General features: G+C 69.6%; 24 protein-coding genes and 1 tRNA gene. 20 read left to right on the forward strand and 5 right to left on the reverse strand.

Annotation, left to right across the window (positions count from 1 at the left end; all coding sequences use genetic code 11):
- Nucleotides 1–55: 55 nt before the first annotated feature.
- Together OG975_RS23115 and OG975_RS23120 are read right to left on the reverse strand one after the other, a co-directional pair.
- A complete protein-coding gene (locus OG975_RS23115) occupies nt 56–676 on the reverse strand; it encodes a GNAT family N-acetyltransferase (RefSeq protein ID WP_406331247.1) in 621 nt (206 codons plus the stop codon).
- Nucleotides 666–2,834, reverse strand: a complete 2,169-nt coding sequence (locus OG975_RS23120) for a penicillin acylase family protein (protein ID WP_406331248.1) — start codon at nt 2,832–2,834, stop codon at nt 666–668. The genes OG975_RS23115 and OG975_RS23120 overlap by 11 nt, the downstream gene beginning before the upstream one ends.
- Before the next feature lie 142 nt (nt 2,835–2,976).
- On the opposite strand from OG975_RS23120, the gene OG975_RS23125 reads away from it, so the two are divergent.
- From OG975_RS23125 to OG975_RS23140, 4 genes are all read left to right on the forward strand, one after another.
- Nucleotides 2,977–3,561: an HhH-GPD-type base excision DNA repair protein gene (locus OG975_RS23125; protein WP_406331249.1), complete on the forward strand. Its 585-nt coding sequence runs from the start codon at nt 2,977–2,979 to the stop codon at nt 3,559–3,561.
- Between the two features lie 483 nt (nt 3,562–4,044).
- On the forward strand, nt 4,045–4,623 hold the full coding sequence (locus OG975_RS23130) for an HdeD family acid-resistance protein (protein WP_406331250.1): 579 nt from the start codon (nt 4,045–4,047) through the stop codon (nt 4,621–4,623).
- A 73-nt stretch (nt 4,624–4,696) separates the two neighbouring features.
- The gene (locus OG975_RS23135; protein ID WP_406331252.1) at nt 4,697–5,089 is read left to right on the forward strand and encodes a hypothetical protein; all 393 of its coding nucleotides are present in this window, start codon (nt 4,697–4,699) and stop codon (nt 5,087–5,089) included.
- A 71-nt stretch (nt 5,090–5,160) separates the two neighbouring features.
- A complete protein-coding gene (locus tag OG975_RS23140; RefSeq protein WP_406331253.1) occupies nt 5,161–5,298 on the forward strand; it encodes a hypothetical protein in 138 nt (45 codons plus the stop codon).
- Between the two features lie 70 nt (nt 5,299–5,368).
- Here OG975_RS23140 and OG975_RS23145 read toward each other — a convergent pair whose 3' ends face one another.
- Entirely contained in the window at nt 5,369–7,006 is a 1,638-nt protein-coding gene (locus OG975_RS23145; RefSeq protein WP_406331254.1) for a helicase HerA-like domain-containing protein, read from the reverse strand.
- Nucleotides 7,007–7,111: 105 nt separating this feature from the next.
- Here OG975_RS23145 and OG975_RS23150 point away from each other — a divergent pair, with 105 nt between their 5' ends.
- Together OG975_RS23150 and OG975_RS23155 are read left to right on the forward strand one after the other, a co-directional pair.
- Nucleotides 7,112–7,408, forward strand: a complete 297-nt coding sequence (locus OG975_RS23150; protein WP_003999914.1) for a type II toxin-antitoxin system VapB family antitoxin — start codon at nt 7,112–7,114, stop codon at nt 7,406–7,408.
- Between the two features lie 114 nt (nt 7,409–7,522).
- A complete protein-coding gene (locus OG975_RS23155; RefSeq protein ID WP_406336413.1) occupies nt 7,523–8,152 on the forward strand; it encodes a LytR C-terminal domain-containing protein in 630 nt (209 codons plus the stop codon).
- A 143-nt stretch (nt 8,153–8,295) separates the two neighbouring features.
- Here OG975_RS23155 and upp read toward each other — a convergent pair whose 3' ends face one another.
- Complete coding sequence (gene upp, locus OG975_RS23160; RefSeq protein ID WP_327429951.1) at nt 8,296–8,931, reverse strand: uracil phosphoribosyltransferase; 636 nt, start codon at nt 8,929–8,931, stop codon at nt 8,296–8,298.
- 148 nt (nt 8,932–9,079) lie between these two features.
- Here upp and OG975_RS23165 point away from each other — a divergent pair, with 148 nt between their 5' ends.
- The 10 genes from OG975_RS23165 to OG975_RS23210 all read left to right on the forward strand — a co-directional run bounded on the left by OG975_RS23165 (nt 9,080) and on the right by OG975_RS23210 (nt 15,715).
- Complete coding sequence (locus tag OG975_RS23165) at nt 9,080–9,262, forward strand: hypothetical protein (protein WP_327429952.1); 183 nt, start codon at nt 9,080–9,082, stop codon at nt 9,260–9,262.
- Nucleotides 9,263–9,524: 262 nt separating this feature from the next.
- Entirely contained in the window at nt 9,525–10,067 is a 543-nt protein-coding gene (locus OG975_RS23170; RefSeq protein ID WP_406331256.1) for a hypothetical protein, read from the forward strand.
- Between the two features lie 116 nt (nt 10,068–10,183).
- On the forward strand, nt 10,184–10,648 hold the full coding sequence (gene tadA / locus OG975_RS23175) for a tRNA adenosine(34) deaminase TadA (protein WP_406336415.1): 465 nt from the start codon (nt 10,184–10,186) through the stop codon (nt 10,646–10,648).
- Nucleotides 10,649–10,658: 10 nt separating this feature from the next.
- Nucleotides 10,659–10,743, forward strand: a tRNA-Ser gene (locus OG975_RS23180).
- Nucleotides 10,744–10,912: 169 nt separating this feature from the next.
- Complete coding sequence (locus tag OG975_RS23185; protein ID WP_406331257.1) at nt 10,913–11,644, forward strand: SDR family oxidoreductase; 732 nt, start codon at nt 10,913–10,915, stop codon at nt 11,642–11,644.
- A 360-nt stretch (nt 11,645–12,004) separates the two neighbouring features.
- The gene (locus OG975_RS23190) at nt 12,005–12,184 is read left to right on the forward strand and encodes a hypothetical protein (protein ID WP_330305698.1); all 180 of its coding nucleotides are present in this window, start codon (nt 12,005–12,007) and stop codon (nt 12,182–12,184) included.
- Between the two features lie 31 nt (nt 12,185–12,215).
- On the forward strand, nt 12,216–12,509 hold the full coding sequence (locus tag OG975_RS23195) for a Dabb family protein (RefSeq protein ID WP_406331258.1): 294 nt from the start codon (nt 12,216–12,218) through the stop codon (nt 12,507–12,509).
- A 192-nt stretch (nt 12,510–12,701) separates the two neighbouring features.
- On the forward strand, nt 12,702–13,655 hold the full coding sequence (locus OG975_RS23200; protein ID WP_406336417.1) for an RNA polymerase sigma factor SigF: 954 nt from the start codon (nt 12,702–12,704) through the stop codon (nt 13,653–13,655).
- A gap of 244 nt (nt 13,656–13,899) precedes the next feature.
- Nucleotides 13,900–14,823, forward strand: a complete 924-nt coding sequence (locus tag OG975_RS23205) for an RNA polymerase sigma factor SigF (RefSeq protein ID WP_406331260.1) — start codon at nt 13,900–13,902, stop codon at nt 14,821–14,823.
- Nucleotides 14,824–14,908: 85 nt separating this feature from the next.
- Nucleotides 14,909–15,715, forward strand: coding sequence for a hypothetical protein (locus OG975_RS23210; RefSeq protein ID WP_406331261.1), 807 nt, complete (start codon nt 14,909–14,911; stop codon nt 15,713–15,715).
- Nucleotides 15,716–15,783: 68 nt separating this feature from the next.
- On the opposite strand, the gene OG975_RS23215 is transcribed toward OG975_RS23210, so the two are convergent.
- Complete coding sequence (locus OG975_RS23215) at nt 15,784–15,981, reverse strand: hypothetical protein (RefSeq protein WP_330305702.1); 198 nt, start codon at nt 15,979–15,981, stop codon at nt 15,784–15,786.
- Between the two features lie 249 nt (nt 15,982–16,230).
- Here OG975_RS23215 and OG975_RS23220 point away from each other — a divergent pair, with 249 nt between their 5' ends.
- The 4 genes from OG975_RS23220 (at nt 16,231) to OG975_RS23235 (ending at nt 20,749) form a co-directional block, all read left to right on the forward strand.
- Nucleotides 16,231–16,716, forward strand: a complete 486-nt coding sequence (locus tag OG975_RS23220) for a MarR family winged helix-turn-helix transcriptional regulator (protein ID WP_406331263.1) — start codon at nt 16,231–16,233, stop codon at nt 16,714–16,716.
- Between the two features lie 41 nt (nt 16,717–16,757).
- Entirely contained in the window at nt 16,758–19,301 is a 2,544-nt protein-coding gene (locus OG975_RS23225) for an MFS transporter (protein WP_406331264.1), read from the forward strand.
- Between the two features lie 106 nt (nt 19,302–19,407).
- Nucleotides 19,408–20,229 (forward strand): YceI family protein, encoded by an 822-nt coding sequence (locus tag OG975_RS23230; RefSeq protein ID WP_406331265.1) that lies wholly within the window; start codon nt 19,408–19,410, stop codon nt 20,227–20,229.
- Nucleotides 20,230–20,278: 49 nt separating this feature from the next.
- Nucleotides 20,279–20,749 carry a PPOX class F420-dependent oxidoreductase gene (locus tag OG975_RS23235; protein WP_406331266.1) on the forward strand — a complete coding sequence of 157 codons (471 nt, stop codon included), beginning with the start codon at nt 20,279–20,281 and terminating at the stop codon, nt 20,747–20,749.
- Nucleotides 20,750–20,804 lie beyond the last annotated feature (55 nt).

Below are 20,804 nucleotides of genomic sequence, written 5' to 3' on the forward strand. Positions count from 1 at the left end.
CGGTTACGTACGGACGCGAACGGCGCGCTGCTCACCCACAGACGAGGAACCCTCTTCAAAGGCCTTCGCCGAAGGCCTTCCGGGTGAGGAAGGCGAGCCGGGCGCGCTTCTCGGGCAGGTAGACCTCGGGCAGGTCGATCTCGGGCAGCACGATCTCCTCCGCCGGGACGAAACCCTGCCGGGTCAGCCGGTCGATCGCCTTCGCGTTGCGCGCGTCGGGTTCGACCACGACCCGCTGCCGGTCGAGGCCGGTCAGCAGATACGTGGTGAACGCGGTCAGCAGGGCCGACGACCAGCCCGGCCGGTCACCACCGGGTCCCGCGGGCCCGATCAGCAGATGCATACCGATGTCACCGGGCTGGACGTCGTAGCACTCGCTGACCCGGTCGGCCTCGGGCTCGTACGTCTGGAAGAGCGCGGCGGGTTCGCCGTCCTTGACCGCGAGGAAGGCGTGATGGGTGTCGAGCGAGTCCAGATGGACATACGTTTCGAGCACCTGCTCCTTCGTGAGCCCGTTCATCCCCCAGAACCTGGCCCGCTCCTGCGCGACCCACCCGTGGATGACATCGAGGTCGGCGTGCGGATCGACGGTCACGACACGGACGGTGCCGAACCCGTCGAGCACCTGCTCGTGAACGGCTTCACGGCCCAGGGCGTAAGCAGTCTCAGTCCTCATAACTCTCCCGGCTCTCATAGCCCTCATGGCTCTCATGGCCCTGCTTGGTCAGCTTGTTCCAGTCGGTGGTCACCGGGACGAGATCTCCCTTGAGCCACAAGGGGAGTTGGTCACGGTGGTGGCCCGATCCCGGGACGCCGTCCGCACCGAACGGAACCACCCACAGACTGTTCTGCCGGTCGGCGAGATCCCAGACGTACCGGGCGGCCGGGCCACGCGCGCTCAGATCGGTGAGACCGGGCACCGCCGAGGTGCACAGCACGCAGTCGTGGTCGCCGGACAGCCCCGGTTCGTCGTACGACGTGTCGGTGAGCGCACGCCAGGGCGCGAGCCTGTGGGTGTCGCCCCACGTACCCGGCGCCGGGGCGGCGGCCACCTCCTCGACGGCCGCGCGGACGATCGCGTCGCGGTCGATGCCGTACAACTCCTCGGCCTTCAAAAGGTTTTCGAGGGCGAACCCGACGCGCGGGGTAAGGGCGAGCCAAGGAAGAAAAATCTCCGGATACGCAAGCGAACCGCCCGGATCGGCCAGCACGGCCAGCGCGGGCTGCGCCACGAGCCGCCGTACGACCGCACCACGCACCGCCGCGTACACCGCCGCCTCGGCGCTGCCGGCCTCCATCCGCCGGTCCCAGCCGAGGAGTTGCTCCCGAAGCGCGACCGCCCCGGAGCTGAGCTGCTCCCACGGAAGGGCACCCAGCCGGTCCAACAGGGCGGAGGCCGAGGCGAGATGGGTGTCCATGTGGATGGCGGGCATGTCCTCCACCGACCACTCACCTTCCGCGCCGAGAAGCTGCCGGATCCGCGAGGCGCGGTGCGGCGGGGCGAACTCGACGCCGAGCGGGGCGGCGGGCCCGCGCTGGTTGGCCATCACGGCGACGCCGTCCTCGAAGGAGCCGTACGGCATCTCGTGCCAGCCCTGCCACTCACGCCCGGGCTCCCAGGCATCCACCACCCGCGTCCGGTTGTCGGCGCTCCGCACCGGGACCCGCCCGGCGACACGGTGCAGCAGCCCGCCCTCGGTGTCGGCGGCCTGGACGACGTTGACGGGCTCGGCCCAGCGGTCGAACGCCCGGTCCACGTCGGCGACTCGGCGGGCGCGCAGCAGCGGGAGGAGGGCGCTGAAGCCGAGGTCCTCGGTGACACGCGGCGGATACCGGAGGCTGATGGACTCCTCGGCCCCCGCTCCGCCGATGACCACGGGCCCCCGCCCCGTCTCGATCACCTCGACCTCGACGGACTCGCTCCCGGCGACGTGAATGGTCTCCAGGTGCCGGGACGCGGTCCGCCAGGACCCGTCGGGATCAAGCACCTCAGGCACCTCAAGCACCTCGACCACCTCGTCAGCCGAACCGTCGGACGAACCGTCACCGGGATGCCAGGCGGCCCACCGCAGGCGCTCGCGGTACAGGTCCTGGTAGTCGGCCATCGCGTTCGTGATGGCCCAGGCGACGGTTCCGGTGTGAGCGAAGTGGGCGATGCCTGGGACGCCGGGGACGGCGAGGCCGGCGACGTCGAACTCGGGGCAGGAGAGGCGTATCTGCTGATAGACGCCGGGATCCTCGATGAACCGATGGGGATCACCGGCGATGACGGCCCGCCCGGTGACGCTGCGCTCCCCGCTCACCAGCCACCCATTGCTCCCTGAGGTGCCGGGCCCGTCCATGGCGAACAGCTGGACCGCGTCCGCCCCCAGCAGCCGTACGACCTCCTCGCGCCAGAGCTTGGCGGGGAACCCGGCGAAGAGGATGTGCGTACCGAGCCAGACACCGAGGGGGCTCCACGGCTCCCAGCGCCCGGGGGCGAGCCCGGTCGCCGCGAACTCCGGTGCGCGCCGGGCGCCCTCGGCGAGCCCTTCATTGACGCCGGCCACATAGGAGACAACCCACGCGGCGGTCTCGGGATCCCGCTTCTCCAGGGCCGCGAAACAGCGTCTTGCGGTGTCGTCGAGCCGGGCCTGCCGGGCGAACCGGTCCCAGGCGACGGCGTCGGCGCCGAGGAACGCGGCCGAGGTGCCCTGCGAGCGGTGCCGTTCGACCTCCAGCTGCCAGGCGCGGTCCACGGCGGTGGTACGGCCCTGGGCGTGGGCGAGTTCCTGTGCGCTGTGCGCGCGCAGGTGGGGGATGCCCCAGGCGTCACGGTAGATCTCGACGGTCACGATCCATCCCCACTCGTCTCAGGTTAAGCCAGGTTAGGCTAACCTAACTCTCATTGGGCCGAAATCGTACGGGAGCGGTGAAGACGGCGCGGGCCGGGGTCACCGCCCTGCACCCCGCCCGCGTCCGGGGGATCATCGGTCCATGGACGTCACTCTTCACCTCGCCCAGCAGCCGGAAGCCGACGAACTGCTCGGCCGCAGCGCGCTCGCCGCCCTCGTCGGCATGCTGCTGGACCAGCAGGTTCCGATGGAGTGGGCCTTCGCGGGGCCGTACACGATCGCGCAACGGCTGGGTACGGACGATCTCGACGCGCACGAGATCGCCGCGTACGACCCGGAGAAGTTCGCCGCGTTGCTGTCCGCCAAGCCGGCCGTGCACCGCTATCCCGGTTCGATGGCCAAGCGGATCCAGCAGCTGTGCCAGTACCTCGTGGAGCACTACGCCGGGGACCCCACCGCCGTCTGGAGCGACGCCAAGACCGGCGCCGAACTCCTCCAACGCCTCAAGGACCTTCCCGGCTTCGGGCCCCAGAAGGCCCAGATCTTCCTCGCCCTCCTCGGCAAGCAACTGGGCGTACGGCCCAAGGGCTGGCGCGAGTCCGCGGGCCCCTACGGGGAGGCCAAGTCCTTCCGCTCCGTGGCCGACATCACCGGACCCGACTCCCTCGCCAAGGTCCGCGCCCACAAACAAGAAATGAAAGCCACCGCCAAGGCCTCCGGCAAGTAAGACCCCGGGTTCCTCGCCCCCGCCGCCCCTACCCGTCCCATCCTCCAGGGGCTCCGCCCCTTCGACCCCGTTCGGTTGTGTGTCGGGTGCGGGCCGGTGGGGGCTTGTCGCGCAGTTCCCCGCGCCCCTAAAAGCAAAAGCACGGGGCTGCGCCCAGCAATACCGCAGGAACCGTTCGTCACACGGACACGCACACGCACCCGGAGCCGACGACGCACGACGGCCCCACCCACCCCCACCCGGTAGGCACGGCGGCGCGGTCGGCGACGCACCGAAGGGGCCGTGTCGGTACGTCCAGCCCGTCGCATACGTGGTTATGGGCAAGTTCATGCTGTGGAAGCAGGCAGTAATGCCCACCGGCGACGGGCTGGATGTACCGGCACGGCCCCGACCCCCAACGACACCGAACCGAACCCCCGGCATACGTCCACCACTCGGGTCATCCCGGTGGCGAGATCCCCGCAGCCGTTCACAGCATGGGTCATGAGCGAGCCCACAGACGAAGGCCCCCTGTACCTTCTCTCCCGCACCGCCTGGCAAGCCGTACTAGGCGCCGGAATCGCCGCGCTGGCGCTGGGCGTCATGGTGCTGGTCTGGCCAGAGGCCTCGCTCCGCGTCGCCGGAGTGCTCTTCGGGCTCTACCTGATCGTCAGCGGCGTACTGCAACTCGTCGCCGCCTTCGGCACCCACGCGGCGACCTCCCTCCGCGTCCTGGCCTTCATCAGCGGCGCCCTGTCCATCCTGCTGGGCCTCTTCTGCTTCCGCGGCGCGATGGAGTCGATCCTGCTCCTCGCCCTGTGGATCGGCATCGGCTGGCTGTTCCGCGGCATCACCCAGGCCATCGCCGCCGCGTCCGACCCGACCGTGCCGGCCCGCGGCTGGCAGGTGTTCCTCGGCATCGTCAGCTTCATCGCCGGGATCGTGCTGATCGTGGCCCCGTTCAAGTCGGTCGCCGTCCTCACCCTCGTAGCCGGCTGCTGGCTCATCGTGGTCGGCATCGTCGAGATCATCACGGCGTTCGGCATCCGCTCCGCCGCCCAGCGCATCCCCCGCACCGCCTGACCGCTCCGCCAACAGGGCGGATCTCCCGGCCAACCCGATGAATCACCCACCTCCGGTGGGGACAGGACCTCTCATGAGCCCCACCCCGCACTCCCCGCACCCGCTGCGCCGGTGCGCGCGAGCGCGGGGAGGGGCTCCTTCACGTTCAGGCACCTGGCTGCGGATCCTCATCCTGCTGGTCACCGCGGTACTCGCCACAGGCCCGCACCTCGAAGCGCTCGCCGCGTCACCCCCCACCCCCGCCCCCACGGCCGGCACCGAATCAGGATCAGGCACCGCCGAACACGACGTACTCGACACGGCCCTGCGCCCGCCCACCCGCCAGGACCACCGCCCCCTCACCCCCCTGCGCCCCGACACGCGCACCCCGGAGCAACAGCACGGCCCCCTCCCCCTGCGGGCCCCCGCATCCCCCTCGCACTCCTCCGCCCCGCACACCCTCCGCTGTGTGGTCCTGCGCTGCTGACGGACCCGGCTTCCGCCCCGGTCAGTCCCTCACCAGCGAACACAGCGAGCACAAGGACACAAGGACACCCCATGCCCAGCGACCCCTACGCGGTCCTGCGCGCCCTGCTGCGCGCAGAAGCCGTACGCAACGCACCGAAGCCGGCCCCCCGCCCCAAGCCGAACGGCCCCCACCACAAGAACCCCCCAACGGAACACAGCCACAACTGACAACAACAAGGGCGACCGCCCCTCCCCAGCACCCCAGAACGGGGCGGTTGCCCCCTACCGGCTACCGCGCCTACCGCCGACGCCGAGCCGTCCCGAACAACGACCGAGTGATCTCACGACCGATCTGCGTACCGACCGACCGGGCCAGAGACTTGAAAAGCCCACTACCGACCACCTGCTCGACAACCGAGGCCTCCTCCTTGGCCGGCCGCCCCTTCGCCGGCGCCCCCTTGGCAGACCCAGAACCCGCCGCCACCCCCTGCGCCGCCGCAACTTCCCGCGCCGCCGTCAGCTTCTCGTACGCCGACTCACGGTCCACAGCCTGTGCATACCGCCCGTAGAGCGGCGACGCAGCAACCGCCCGGTCCAGGACCGCCGCGTCGACCGGGCCCATCAGCGACCCGGGCGCACGCAGCCGGGTCGCGGCGACGGGGGTCGGCGCGCCCTTCTCGCTCAGGACCGTGACCACGGCCTCCCCGGTCCCGAGTCCCGTGAGGAGTTCCTCCAGGTCGTACGCCGAGTTCGGGAAGGTCTTCACCGTCGCCCTCAAAGCCTTCTGATCGTCAGGAGTGAAGGCCCGCAGCGCGTGCTGGACGCGGTTGCCGAGCTGGCCGAGGACATCGGCGGGTACGTCCTTCGGAGTCTGCGTCACGAAGAAGACGCCAACTCCCTTCGAGCGAATGAGCCGGACGGTCTGGGTGATCGAGTCCAGGAAGGCCTTCGAGGCGTCGTTGAAAAGCAGGTGCGCCTCGTCAAAAAAGAAAACGAGTTTCGGCTTGTCGGCATCGCCGACTTCCGGAAGATCGTGGAACAAGTCGGCGAGCAGCCACATCAGGAAGGTCGAGAAAAGCTGCGGCTTGTCCTGGACTTCGGGCAGTTCAAGCACCGACACCACCCCCCGCCCGTCCGACACCGTCCGCAGCAGCTCACTCGTGTCGAACTCCGGCTCCCCGAAGAAGGGGCTCATGCCCTGCGCCTCGAAGGCGGTGAGGGAACGGAGGATGACGCCCGCCGTGGCCGTGGACAGCCCGCCGATCCCCTTCAGCTCCTGCTTGCCCTCGTCCGAGGTCAGGAACGTGACGACCGCGCGCAGGTCCTTGAGGTCGACCAGCTCCAGGCCCTTCTGGTCGGCGTAGTGGAAGATCAGGCCGAGCGACTGCTCCTGGGTCTGGTTGAGCTGGAGCACCTTGGACAGCAGCACCGGGCCGAAGCTGGTGATCGTGGCGCGTACGGGAATGCCGTGGCCCATGCCGCCGAGCGCATAGAACTCGGCCGGGTATCCGGTCGGCGTCCATTCCTGGTGGACGTCCCGGGCGCGCTCCTGGACCTTGTCGCCCGCCACGCCCGGCGCCGAAATGCCCGACACATCACCCTTGATGTCCGCGAGGAACACCGGCACGCCCTGGGCCGACAGCTGCTCGGCGATCAGCTGGAGCGTCTTGGTCTTGCCGGTGCCGGTGGCGCCGGCGACCAGACCGTGCCGGTTGAGCATCGGCAACGGGATGCGGATCTGCACGTCGGGCAGGCACTGCCCGTCCCAGAGCAGGGCGCCCAGATCGAGGGCGGGGCCTGAGAAGGCGTACCCGGAAGCGATTTCCAGGGCTTCCCGCGGCAGCGCGGCGGCGCTCCCTCCCGGGGCGGGGGCGTTTCCGGTCGTCCCGGGAGCGGCGCCAGGGGCAGCCGACGGCATGGTCTCGCTGTCACGCATATCAGGCCCCTGTTCCCGATTTGAACGGATTTACGGCGTCTTTTCCAGCGTCGCACTCCGGCGCCATGGCTGCGCCCGGAAGCTCTTGACCGGTAGGCTTTCCGTGTGATCTTCAAGCGCATCGGAAACGGACGGCCGTACCCCGACCACGGCCGGGAAAGCACCCGGCAGTGGGCGGACGTCGCGCCGCGCCCGGTCCGCCTCGATCAACTCGTGACGACCAAGGGCCAGCTGGACCTGGAGACCCTCCTCGCCGAGGACTCCACCTTCTACGGCGACCTGTTCGCGCACGTGGTGAAGTGGCAGGGCGACCTGTACCTGGAAGACGGCCTGCACCGTGCCGTCCGCGCCGCGCTGCAACAGCGCCAGGTGCTCCACGCGCGCGTCCTTGAACTGGACTAATGGCCACGGCTTGACCCCAATGGGTTGAACTGAGCGCCGGGCAATGATCATCTAGTAGTTATCGCCGCCGCGGCGCACTACGCTGCGCCCATGAGCATGCTCACTCCCCCTGGCATGGGCGGCCAGTACCGGATCACGGGGGACAAGTACCCGCGGATGCGCCGACCTCGGGGGCGCCGCAGGCTCGTGTTCCTGGTCGTCGCCTCCGTCACCGCACTTGGGCTGATCGGGTGGGGGACCCTGCAGCTCATCGACGTCTTCACGGGCGGCGGTGACAAGGCGACGGCGGCGGGCCCCAAGGCGGACTGCGCGTCGAAGGTCAGCGCGTCGGCCACACCGGCCGCCGCCACCACCAGGACGCTGCCCAAGCCCGGCCAGATCACCGTGAACGTCCTGAACGCCACGCCCCGCAGCGGGCTGGCCAAGGAAACCGCGGACGAGCTGGAGAAACGCGGCTTCAAGATCGGCGACGTGGGCAACGCGACGGACGCGTACGACAAGAAGGTCGAGGGCGCCGGGATACTCCTCGGCGCGAAGTCGGCCTACTCGGCCGCGCTGCCCGTCCTCAACACCCAGCTCCCCGGCGCCGAGTTGAAGACCGACGGCCGCGACAAGGCCACCGAGGTCGACCTCATCATCGGCACCGGCTTCAAGTCGCTGACGAAGAAGGCGGACGCCGACAAGGCCCTGGCCGTCCTGGCCAGGCCCGCACCGGCGCCCTCCACCTCCTCGAAGAGCTGCTGACAGCCGCGTACAGCCAGGAAGGGCGTACGGCGCCGGCAGCCCCGTAGAACCAAGAAGGCCGTACGGGGCCGAAAGCCCCGTACGGCCGAAATCCCTTGGTGAACCCAGGAGTCACTCCACCGGGAACCCGGGGAACCCGCGAGTCACTCCGCCGCGCCGTACATCCGGTCGCCCGCGTCGCCCAGCCCCGGCACGATGTAACCGTGCTCGTTGAGGCGCTCGTCGACCGAGGCCGTGACGACGGTGACCGGCGTGCCCGCCAGTTCGCGCTCCATGACCTCGACGCCCTCGGGGGCGGCGAGGAGAACCACGGCGGTGACGTCGTCGGCGCCGCGCTTGATCAGCTCCTGGATCGCCGCGACGAGCGTGCCGCCGGTGGCCAGCATCGGGTCCAGGACGTACACCTGGCGCCCGGAGAGGTCGTCCGGCATGCGGGTGGCGTACGTGGAGGCCTGGAGCGTCTCCTCGTCGCGCACCATGCCCAGGAAGCCCACCTCGGCGGTCGGCAGCAGCCGCACCATGCCGTCGAGCATGCCGAGGCCCGCGCGCAGGATCGGCACGACGAGGGGGCGCGGGTAGGAGAGCTTGACGCCCGTCGTGGAGGCGACCGGGGTCACGATGTCGACCTGCTCCGTGCGTACGTCCCTGGTGGCCTCGTAGGCGAGCAGGGTGACCAGCTCGTCGGCGAGCCGCCGGAAGGTCGCGGAGTCGGTGCGCTGGTCGCGCAGGGTGGTGAGCTTATGGGCGACCAGGGGGTGGTCGACGACGTGGAGACGCATGTCCACAACAGTAGCCGGGCTGCGGGCGCCCGCCACTGCCCCGCCTTGCCGGGCCCGGCAAGGTCCGGCCCGCGATGTCACCCGTCCGCTGGCATCAAACCGCCCATCAGAGGGAAAGTGGGAGGGACGGACCTGGGGTGGTGTGTCTATGCGGAACCCGGAAGAGGAGTCCCCCGAGCAGGTGGAGACCGACGCCGAGCGCAGGCGGCGGCGCGCCCAGTTCCTGCGGGAACTGACCGAGGCGCGCGAGCTGCGCGACCGGGTCCAGCCCCGCCGCGCCAAGGCCGCACGACTGCGCCACGCCATGCGTATGCGCACCTTCCGCTGGTAGCCGCCCGCCGTGAGCCCATTCCCCCGCCCGGGCCGCACGAGCCCGTGTCTGGGCCGGGAGGTGCTTTCGCGGCGCCGACAGCCGCGTACGATCCGCTGTTAGCGATCAAAAGAGGCAGACACAGCAGGCCGAAGACGTCCCCTGAACGCTCTGTTTCTGCCACGATTCCGAGTGGGTGGGGCTCAGAGCAGCACGCCCCGCCCATCAACCTCCGCCGGGGGGACCCCCAACCGGCACGCCTACGACCAGTGGGAGAGTCACGGTGTACTTCGCCGCACTGCTCGCGCGCACCGAAGACGGGTGGGAAGCGAGCGACACAGAGCTCGACGATGTGGAGAGCCTGTCGGATCTGACCGACCTGGCCCGTGAAGCCTCGGAGGCGGACACGGTCCTCGTACTCATCGAGCAGGAGGACGCGTGGTTCGGCGTCGTCCGCGTGGACGGCGAGGAGGACCCTCGCATCTACGTCTCGGACGCCGCCGCCGCTTCCCGCAGCTCGTACGGCGAGATCCTGCTCACGGACGAACTACTAGGACGGGATCCGGGCGACGACGACGCCGACCTGGACTCCCTCGACCTGGACGGCACGGAGGACGGTGAGCCCGACAACGGAAACGACTCCGACGACGACGAGGACGAGCTCGTGTCCGCCGACGCCGTCTCGCACAGTCCCGTCGGGGACCGTGCCATCCTCGCGGACCTCGGAGTGAGCGAGAAGGAACTGCTCTCCCTGGACGAAGGCGACGCGCTCAGCACGATCGCCGACGCCCTGGGGGCGGCAGAGGTCCTGGAGACCGTCCGCTAGGCGCGGCGATCTCCGGCCGGCCGCCGGCTCCGGAGAGCTTCCGCTAGGTTCCCCGGGTGAGCACCGCCGAGGAAACCCCACAACCCGATCCGGTACGCGACCGCTGGCGGGCCGCCATGCGGCTCGCCCTGGACGAGGCCCGCCGGGCCGTTGGGGGCGGGGATGTTCCCGTCGGCGCCGTCGTGCTGTCCCCGGACGGTACGACGGTGCTCGCGACCGGGCACAACGAACGCGAGGCCACCGGCGATCCGACGGCGCACGCCGAGGTCCTCGCGCTGCGCAGGGCCGCAGCGGAGCTCGGCGAGTGGCGGCTGTCCGGCTGCACGCTCGTCGTCACCCTGGAGCCCTGCGTGATGTGCGCGGGCGCGCTCGTGCAGTCCCGGGTGGACCGGGTCGTGTACGGCGCCCGCGACGAGAAGGCGGGCGCGGCCGGCTCCCTCTGGGACCTCGTACGCGATCGGCGGCTCAACCACCGGCCCGAGGTGATCGAGGGCGTCCTCGCCGACGAGTGCGCGCGCACGCTCACCGACTTCTTCCGGGACCGCCAAACGGATTTCGGACCACGGCCCACCTTGGGGTAAGGTCTCCCTCGGTAGCGTGTCCGAGCGGCCGAAGGAGCTCGCCTCGAAAGCGAGTGTGGCGCAAGTCACCGAGGGTTCAAATCCCTCCGCTACCGCTTGAGAAGGGCCCCGTCGAAAGACGGGGCCCTTCGTGCTGCTCCGCCTCGGTTTCCGTCCCCTTCACCCGCACGGCAGGCACCAGCTTGTCCGAGTTTGGGTCCCGGGCACCCTCTGAGTCCATAAGGTACATATCGGACAACGAAGAGCCGAGAGCAGGGACACGACATGAAGATCGCAGTTGTCGGGGGAACCGGACTGATCGGGTCGCAGGTGGTGAAGAACCTGAAGGCAGCCGGACACCAGGCCGTACCGCACTCCCTGTCCACAGGCGTCGACATCATCACAGGCCAGGGCCTGGAGGATGCCGTGGCAGGTGCTGACGTCGTCGTCAACCTGACCAACTCGCCGACGTTCGACGACGCCTCGCCCGAGTTCTTCCGCACGTCCATGGCCAACCTTCTGGCCGCGAGCGAGAAGGGCGGCGTCGGCCACTTCGTCGTGCTCTCCATCGTCGGCGTGGACCAGGTGCCCCAGCTGGACTACTACCGGGCCAAGGCGCTCCAGGAGGACATCCTCGCCGACGGTCCGATCCCGTACTCCATCGTCCGCGCCACGCAGTTCATGGAGTTCATGGACGCGGCCCTGTCGTGGACGGCCGACGGCGAGACGGTCCGGCTGCCGCGCACGCCGATCCAGCCGATCGCCGCCGCGGACGTCGCCGCCACCGTCGCCGAAGTCGCCGCGGGCACCCCACTGAACGGCATCCTCAACATCGCAGGCCCTGACGTCTACACCCTCGACGAGCTCGGCCGGATCACCCTCACCGCCAAGGGCGACGGGCGCTCGGTCGTCATCGATGACACCGCCGGCATGTTCGCGGCCGTCCAGGGTGACGTCCTGGTCGCCCACGGCGATGTCCGCATTGCCCCGACCCACTACGCCGATTGGCTCGCCTGAGTCCGTTTACGTCTCATTCATGGCCGCGCGAAGACGTTTCGCAGGGGTCCGAGAAGAGAAGGACGGGGGAAGCGGCATCGAGGGGACAAGCCGCTTCCCCCAGTGGAGAGGGACCCACAAGTCCGCGCCGCGCATCGGGGGAAGCTTGCGGCGGGAACCCCGCAGTGGGGTCCGTCCCGCCCGCCGGACTCCTGCCAGAACCGCCGGGCTCACCATCCATCCTGGGCCACCGCACGCCCGGAACGGCTCGGCAAAGGGCCTCGACCAGCGGGCCGTTGGTCCTTAAAAGCGGCGTGAAGGTTACACTCGCCGCCGGCAACAGGGGGCCCACCGGGCGCAGCAGTCACAGGGGAGGCCGCGATGGCGGTGAATTCGAAGAAGATCGCCGTCTATGTGCTCGTGGTCTTCGCGTTGTACGTGATCATCACAGATCCCGCCAAGGCCGCCGATTACGTCCAGATAGGGTTCGAGGGCATATCGAGTGCCGCTCAGGCCATCGGCGACTTCATGACATGGGTCGCCGACGGGGCCAAGAACTGAGAGGCGTCCCTCGCACCACCAAGGAGTGCCCGTGATCCGCCATCTGGTCCTCTTCAAGCTCAACGAGGGCGTCGAGCGCGACGACCCGCGCGCCGTCGAGGGCGCCGCCGCCTTCCGCGCGCTCGGCGACCAGATTCCCGAGCTGCGGTTCTGGGAATGCGACTGGAACATCACCGACCGGCCCATCGCGTACGACTTCGCGATCAACTCCGCCGTCGACGACGCCGACGCCCTGAAGCGGTACTTGGAGCACCCGGCTCACCAGGCGGCCGCCGTGCTGTGGCGGGAGTTCTCGACCTGGGTGATCGCCGACTATCCGTTCTGAGCCCTGCCGCCAGCCTTCCGAGCGCTGCCGCTCCGAAGCCCCTCGCCAGAGCCGGCGGGGGGCTTTTCACGTCCTACGCCCCAACCCTCCCTCAACACGGCGTTATGCGGTGCTTGCACACAGTGCACATGTCTTGTGATGCTATGACCGCTTTTGAGGGATGAGTTGACGGTTGTGTTGACGAATGAAGAGGTGGCGTTGACCGTGTCGGCCAGTACTGCGCCGCCCCAGGAGGAAGCCCCGGCCCCGGCCCAGGCGCCGACCCCGGCACCACCTCAGGAAGTCACCCCGGAAGTCGCACAGGAGATCACCCAGGAGGTCGCGCAGGAAGTCGCACAGGAGATCACCCAGGAGGTCGCGCAGGACCCCGCGCCGGAGCGGCGCCGCGGCGCCGACACCCGGGCCCTCACCCAGGTCCTCTTCGGCCAGCTCAAGACCCTGCAGCCGGGCACCCCGGAGCACAACCGCGTACGCGGGGCGCTCATCGAGGCCAACCTCCCGCTCGTCCGGTACGCGGCAGCGCGCTTCCGCAGCCGCAACGAGCCCATGGAGGACGTGGTCCAGGTCGGGACCATCGGGCTGATCAACGCCATCGACCGGTTCGACCCGGACCGGGGTGTGCAGTTCCCGACCTTCGCGATGCCGACCGTCGTCGGCGAGATCAAGCGGTACTTCCGCGACAACGTCCGCACCGTCCATGTACCGCGCCGGCTGCACGAGCTGTGGGTGCAGGTGAACAGCGCGACGGAGGACCTGACGACAGCATTCGGGCGCACGCCCTCGACCGCCGAGATCGCCGAACGGCTGCGCATCACCGAGGAGGAGGTGCTGTCCTGCATCGAGGCGGGCCGCTCGTACCACGCGACCTCCCTCGAAGCGGCCCAGGAGGGCGACGGGCTGCCGGGACTGCTCGACCGGCTCGGCTACGAGGACCCGGCGCTCGACGGGGTCGAACACCGCGACCTCGTACGGCATCTGCTCGTACAGCTGCCCGAGCGCGAACAGCGGATCCTTCTTCTGCGCTACTACAGCAATCTGACGCAGTCACAGATCAGCGCCGAGCTGGGAGTCTCCCAGATGCATGTGTCAAGGCTGCTCGCCCGTAGTTTCGCGCGTCTTCGATCCGCAAACAGGATCGAGGCGTAACCGCTGAGAGCGAATCGCTCGACGGCTCCTTTTCCGACAGTTCAGCGCTGAAAAACCGTCAGACCCCCTCTTTCCAGGGCCTATTCACCCCCTCCATGTCGACATGTCACTACAGCGTGTTGCCGACATGTGACATTCTTCCGGAAGCGCGTTTGCCGCGGCCCCGCCTCCGGTATTCAGGTGGAGGCTGCGTTCCTCCGACGGGAGCGACTGCCGCGACCGTCCGCGACCCAAAGGGGGTGGCATGTCCGCAGACCAGGGCAGCTCGAAGGTGCTCACGCTCATGAAGAGCGAAGCAGCGCCCGAGACGCACGACGCGCTTCACGATGTCCCGGCCCTTCCGGCCCCCGACGCCGCTCCGGCCGCCCCGGCCCCCGAAGCCGTCAAGGCCCCCGAGTCCTCGGGCGCCATCGACACCCGCACCCTGTCCCGCTCCCTGTTCCTGCGGCTCGCCGCACTCGGCGAGAACAGCCCTGAGCGCGCCTACGTCCGGGACACGCTCATCGAGCTCAACCTCCCGCTCGTCCGGTACGCGGCAGCGCGCTTCCGCTCCCGCAACGAGCCGATGGAGGACATCGTCCAGGTCGGCACCATCGGCCTGATCAAGGCGATCGACCGCTTCGACTGCGAACGCGGCGTGGAGTTCCCGACCTTCGCGATGCCGACGGTCGTCGGCGAGATCAAGCGGTTCTTCCGCGACACGTCGTGGTCCGTCCGCGTCCCGCGCCGCCTCCAGGAGCTGCGCCTGGCCCTCACCAAGGCCAGCGACGAGCTCTCGCAGAAGCTCGACCGCTCTCCGACGGTCACCGAACTCGCCGCGGTCCTGGGCGTGTCCGAGGAGGACGTCGTCGACGGCCTCGCCGTGGGCAACGCGTACACGGCCTCGTCCCTCGACTCCCCCGCCCCCGAGGACGACGGCGGCGAGGGCTCCCTCGCGGACCGCCTCGGCTACGAGGACACGGCTCTGGAGGGCGTCGAGTACCGCGAGTCCCTCAAGCCGCTGCTCGCCAAGCTCCCGCCCCGGGAGCGCCGGATCATCATGCTCCGCTTCTTCGCGAACATGACCCAGTCGCAGATCGGCGAGGAGGTCGGCATCTCGCAGATGCACGTCTCCCGGCTGCTGACCCGGACCCTGGCCCAGCTGCGGGAAGGGCTCATCTCCGACTGAGGCTCCGGCTGAGGCATCGGCTGAGCTTCGCCTCAGGAGCCTCCCGAGGGTTCATAATTGACGGATCGTCAGCCACACTGGCGCGATGCGTCGAGAGTCGATACGTGGTCGCCGAGGTGCCCTTGTGGGTGCCTCGGCGACTGTGGTCTGCCTGGGTACGGTGCTGGCCGCCTGCGGGAGCGGTGGCGGCGGGGACGGATACGTCGCCGTCGGAGCAGCCGGGGGTTCACCCCGGGCGTCGGGCGCGGTGGTCGCCCCCACGGGGGATGTGTCGCTGATGCCCCTGAAGGGCGGCACGGCGGCCGGCTCCAAGGGGGCGGGAACTTCCGGGAGTTCGGGCTCCGGGGAATCGACCTCGACATCGACATCGAGCTCGACCTCGGCTTCGGCTTCGAACTCCGGCTCCGGTGAGACGGCTTCGGGATCCGGCACCAGCGATCAGGGCGGCGGCGGATCAGCCGACAGCAGCGGCGGTACGTCGACACCCTCGTCCGGGAGCGGCAACTCGGGTAGCACGAGCGGAGGTTCGGGAAGCGCGTCCGCGTCGCCGGCCCCGACGGCACCCGGGTCCACGGCGAGCGCCGGGCCCGCCGTGCTCAGCGTGGGCGATCCCTCGCGCGAGGCCACCGATCAGCGGTGGTGCGAGAAGGTGACCGTCTCGTTCCGCAACACCGGGGGCACGGCGGTGCGTTCGGGCACGGTGACCTTCGGGACGCACATCATCGGGGCGCTCGGGATCGACTGGGCGACGATCGAGTCCACCGAGGACCTTCCCGCACCGATCGCCGCCGGCGCGAAGAAGGACAAGACCTGGATGGTGTGCGTCGACGCGTGGCGCGTGCCGCTGGGCATGCACATCGAGACGCGGGACGTGTCCGTCCGGTGGAAGTAGGGCTCGGCCCCCACCCGGGGGCCATTCACCCGTCTCCCGTTACTCGCCCCTGTCCAATCGCCTGAGCGTTACTTGAGCGCGAGCCAGGCCACGGCCGCCACGACCACGACGGCGAGGACCACGCCGACGATGAGGCCGACACGGGGGCCGGCCGGAGCGACGGCCTGCTGCTGACGACTCTGGGGGGCCTCGTCGACGAAGGCACGGAACATCTGGGTGCTGCCCGCGGGGTCGTAGTTGCCCTCGGGGCCCTGGGTGTTTGCCATGGGTCAGGACACTAGCGAATTCATGAGGGCTGCCCAAGTGCGGGGCCCTCCTGGTTCTCCGGAACCGCGGCCCCGCCCTCCCAGCTCACTCCCAGGGCATTCCCAGCCAAGTCGCCCCCTCTCACCTGCAAGTTTACGTTCGCCAATGCTTGCCTTTGCCAAGTTTTTAGGCCGGGCGTAAGGATTTCGTTTGCCTGCGGCAACCAACTGGATTTATGGTTGCCCCAAGCAACGAATACGGGAGGTGCGATGGCCGAGCAGACGCAGTACGAGGAATTGGCCCGTCAGCTCAGTGCCATCGGTGCCGTGAAGAGGGACATGGGGCGGATCCTGCCGCCCGACTGCCCCGGGGGCTCCGCCGCCGTGCTGACGCTGCTCGGCCGGTACGGCGAGATGCGGATGAGCCGGCTCGCGGAGCTGCTCTCCGTGGACATGTCGGTGACCAGCCGCCATGTCGCGCATGTCGCGGACCGGGGCTGGATCGAACGGTCCCCCGACCCCGCCGACAAGCGCTCACGCATCCTCCACCTCACCCCCGCGGGTCAGGAGCAGCTCGACGAGCTCTCCCGGCGCACCACGCGACTCCTCGCCGACCGGCTGAGCGACTGGTCCGACCACGAGGTCGGGCTGCTCATCGCGCTCATGGGCCGGCTGCGCGAGAGCTTCGGCGACTGCCGCTCCACCACACAGCGGCCGCCCCACCCGCACCCGTATGCGACAGCGCAGCAGAACTGACCACCCGTACACCCGCGTAAATACGTAAGAAAAGGAAGCCCATGGCAACGACCACACCAGCAGGTGTGCGGGGCTCTCACGCCAAGCACGGAGGCGCCGCCGACGGCGCTCCGATGACGCACCGGCAGATCATGGAGGCGCTCTCCGGGCTGCTGCTCGGCATGTTCGTCGCGATCCTGTCGTCGACGATCGTCTCCAACGCACTCCCCGAGATCATCGGCGACCTGGGCGGCGGCCAGTCCGCCTACACCTGGGTCGTCACGGCCTCGCTGCTGGCCATGACCGCGACCACGCCCCTGTGGGGCAAGCTCTCCGACCTGTACAGCAAGAAGGCGCTCGTTCAGATAGCGCTGATCATCTACGTCCTGGGATCGGCTGCCGCCGGTCTCTCGCAGAACGCCGGCATGCTCATCGCCTGCCGCGTGGTCCAGGGCATCGGCGTCGGCGGTCTGTCCGCCCTCGCGCAGATCGTGATGGCCGCGATGATCTCCCCGCGTGAGCGCGGGCGTTACTCCGGCTACCTCGGCGCGACCTTTGCCGTCGCAACCGTCGGCGGTCCGCTGCTCGGCGGTGTCATCACCGACACCTCGTGGCTCGGCTGGCGCTGGTGCTTCTACGTCGGTGTGCCGTTCGCGATCATCGCGCTGATCGTGCTGCAGAAGACCCTGCACCTGCCCGTCGTGAAGCGGGACGTGAAGGTCGACTGGGCCGGCGCGTTCTTCATCTCCGCCGCGGTCTCGCTGCTGCTGGTCTGGGTCACCTTCGCCGGCGACAAGTACGACTGGGTGTCCTGGCAGACGTTCGCGATGGTCGGCGGCTCGATCGTGCTCGGCCTGATCTTCGTGCTGGTCGAGTCCAGGGCGAGCGAGCCGATCATCCCGCTGCGGCTGTTCCGCAACCGCACCATCACCCTCTCCTCCCTCGCGTCGCTCTTCGTGGGTGTCGCGATGTTCTCCGGCACGGTCTTCTTCAGCCAGTACTTCCAGCTGGCCCGTGACAAGTCCCCGACGATGTCGGGCGTCATGACCATCCCGATGATCGCCGGCCTGTTCGTCGCCTCCACGGTCTCCGGCCAGATCATCACCAAGACCGGCCGGTGGAAGTACTGGCTGGTCGCGGGCGGCGTCCTGGTGACCTCGGGCCTCGGACTCCTCGGCACGATCCGCTACGACACGGTCTACTGGCACATCGCGATCTTCATGGCGCTGCTGGGCCTCGGCGTCGGCATGATGATGCAGAACCTGGTGCTGTCCACGCAGAACCAGGTGGCCCCGGCCGACCTCGGCTCGGCCAGCTCCACGGTGACGTTCTTCCGTTCCCTCGGTGGTGCGATGGGTGTCTCCGCGCTCGGCGCGGTCATGGCCACCCGGATCACCGACTACGTCAAGGACGGTCTGACCGACCTCGGCCCCAAGTACGCCAAGCTGGCGTCCGGTTCCAGCTCCAGCATCCCGGACATGGACAAGCTGCCCAAGCCGCTGCGCACCGTCATGGAGAGCGCGTACGGCCACGGCATCGCGGACGTCTTCCTGATCGCCGCGGGCATGGCGCTGCTCGCCTTCTTCATCGTGCTGTTCATCAAGGAGGTCCCGCTGCGGACGTCGGGCGCGCTGGCCCAGGCCGCGAACGCCAAGGCGGAGGCGACGGCGGAGACTTCCGCCGCCGGAACTCCCATCGCCGAAGCTCCGGTCGCCGGAACTCCCGTCGCCGACGAGAAGGTCCCGAGCTGGGCCGTCGCGGAGACCGAAGCGGGGCCCGAGGGCACGCAGCGACTGTCCGCCGTCGCCACGGCGACGAAGGAGACCACCCCGTTGCCCGCCTCCAGTGGCGTTCCCGTACGCGGTTACGTCCGCGGCGCCGAGAGCGCGCCCGTGCCGCAGGCCGCGGTCACGCTGATCTCGCTCGCGGGACGGCAGCTGGGCCGCTCGGTCGCCCAGGCCGACGGCTCCTACGCCCTGGACGCGCCGGGCGTGGGCTCGTACGTGCTGATCGCCTCCGCCGACGGCTTCCAGCCGCAGGCCTCGACGATCGTCGTCAACGACGAGCCGGTCGCGTACGACATCCTGCTGAGCGGCACGAGCGGGCTGAGCGGTGTCGTGCGGGCCGCCGACGGCGGTACGGCGGTCAAGGACGCCATGGTCATCGTGACCGACGTACGCGGTGATGTGCTGGCCACCGGGACCACCGGTGAGCAGGGCGAATTCTCCTTCGCCGAGCTGGTGCCGGGTGTCGTGACGGTCGCGGTGAACGCCGCGGGTCACCGGCCGCGGGCCCTGCCCGTCGAGGTCGGCGGCGCCGGGGTCACCCGGATCGAGGTCGAACTCGACTCGGGCGCCCAGCTCCAGGGTGTCGTACAGGCACCCGGCGGGCCCCTGGCCGACGCCCGGGTCACGCTCGTCGACGCGGCGGGCAACGTGGTCGGCACGGCCAGGACGGGCACGGACGGCGCGTACGCCTTCACCGACCTGGACGGCGGCGAGTACACCGTCATCGCGACGGGCTACCCGCCCGTGGCCACGGCACTGACGGTCTCCGGCCGCGGCGTCGACGACCACCACATCGAACTCGCCCACCCCGGCGAGTAGTTCGAGCCCCGGCCCGTGGGGAAGCGCGCACTCTGAGCGGAGGTGCGCCCCCCACGGGCCGGTTTCATTACGACCAATTTTTCATGTCTTGCAGGGAGAAAACGGGATGGGACTGACCGCACGGATCCGTACGCGGGACGGATGGGCCGTGTCGCACGCGGTCGTCACGGTGACCGACATGACGGGCGCCCAGGTGCTGCGCGCCGAGGCGGACACCGAGGGAGCCGTCCACGACACGACCGCCCTCGCGCCCGGCGCGTACACCGTGATCGTCACGGCGGTCGGGTACGCGCCCGCCGCGTCCAGCGCCCTGGTGACCGCCGCCGGCCGCGCCGAGGTCGGCAACGTGACGCTCGCCCGCCAGGGCGGCACCGAGCTGCCGCCGCCCGGCCCGTGGACCATCGACCCCGCCCACTCCTCCGTGGGCGCGGTCGCCCAGCACCTGGGCATCTCCAGCGTGCACGGCCGCTTCACCGACTTCTCCGGCACGATCGAGATCGCCCCGGACGACGTGACCAAGTCCCGCGTGGCGGCGGTGATTCAGGCCGCATCCATCGACACCGGCAACGGGATGCGCGACGGACACCTGAGCTCACCGGACTTCCTGGACGTCGAGACCTACCCGCACATCACCTACACCTCGACCGCCGTGACCCCCGCCGGTTCCGACCGCTGGACCATCCACGGCGAACTGTCCCTGCACGGCGTCGTACGCCCGGTCGACCTGGACCTCGCCTACCTCGGCACCGGGGCCGACCCCTGGGGTGGCACCCGCGCCGCGTTCCGCGCCACGACGGAACTGCACCGCGAGGACTTCGCGATGCGCTACAACCAGGTCGTGCAGGCGGGCATCGCCGCGATCGGTACGACGCTCAAGGTGGAGCTGGACATCCAGGCGGTGCAGGGCGAATCGCTCCCCCAGGCGTAGGCACGGCAGGGACAGGCCGGAGCGCCGTCCAGCCCGTAGGCTGCGGCCCATGGCACCGAACATCGCGACGAACACCTCTGTCTCCCGCGACGAACTGCTCGACTTCGTACGCCCCCGCCACCGCGCCATCCTTCTCACCCGCCGGACCGACGGGAGCCCTCAGGGGTCGCCGCTGACCTGCGGGGTCGACGACTCCGGCCGCATCGTCGTCTCGACCTATCCCGAGCGCGCCAAGAGCCGCAACGCCAAGCGGGACGAGCACGTCAGCGTGATCGTCCTGAGCGATGAGTGGAACGGGCCGTGGGTTCAGATCGACGGCACCGCCGAGGTGATCGACTCCCCGGACTCCGTGGAACCCCTCGTCGAGTACTACCGGAACATCGCGGGTGAGCATCCGGACTGGGACGAGTACCGCGCGGCGATGCTCAAGCAGGCCAAGTCCATCATCCGCATCACCCCCGACCGCTGGGGCCCGGTCGCCACCGGCGGCTTCCCGGCCCACCTGGCGCCGCAGCCCTAGAGGGATTCTCGCCCCCGCCGCCCCTACCCGTCCCATCCCCAGGGGCTCCGCCCCT

Source organism: Streptomyces sp. NBC_00203 (genome assembly GCF_045206325.1).
Taxonomy (GTDB): Bacteria; Actinomycetota; Actinomycetes; order Streptomycetales; family Streptomycetaceae; genus Streptomyces; species Streptomyces lutosisoli.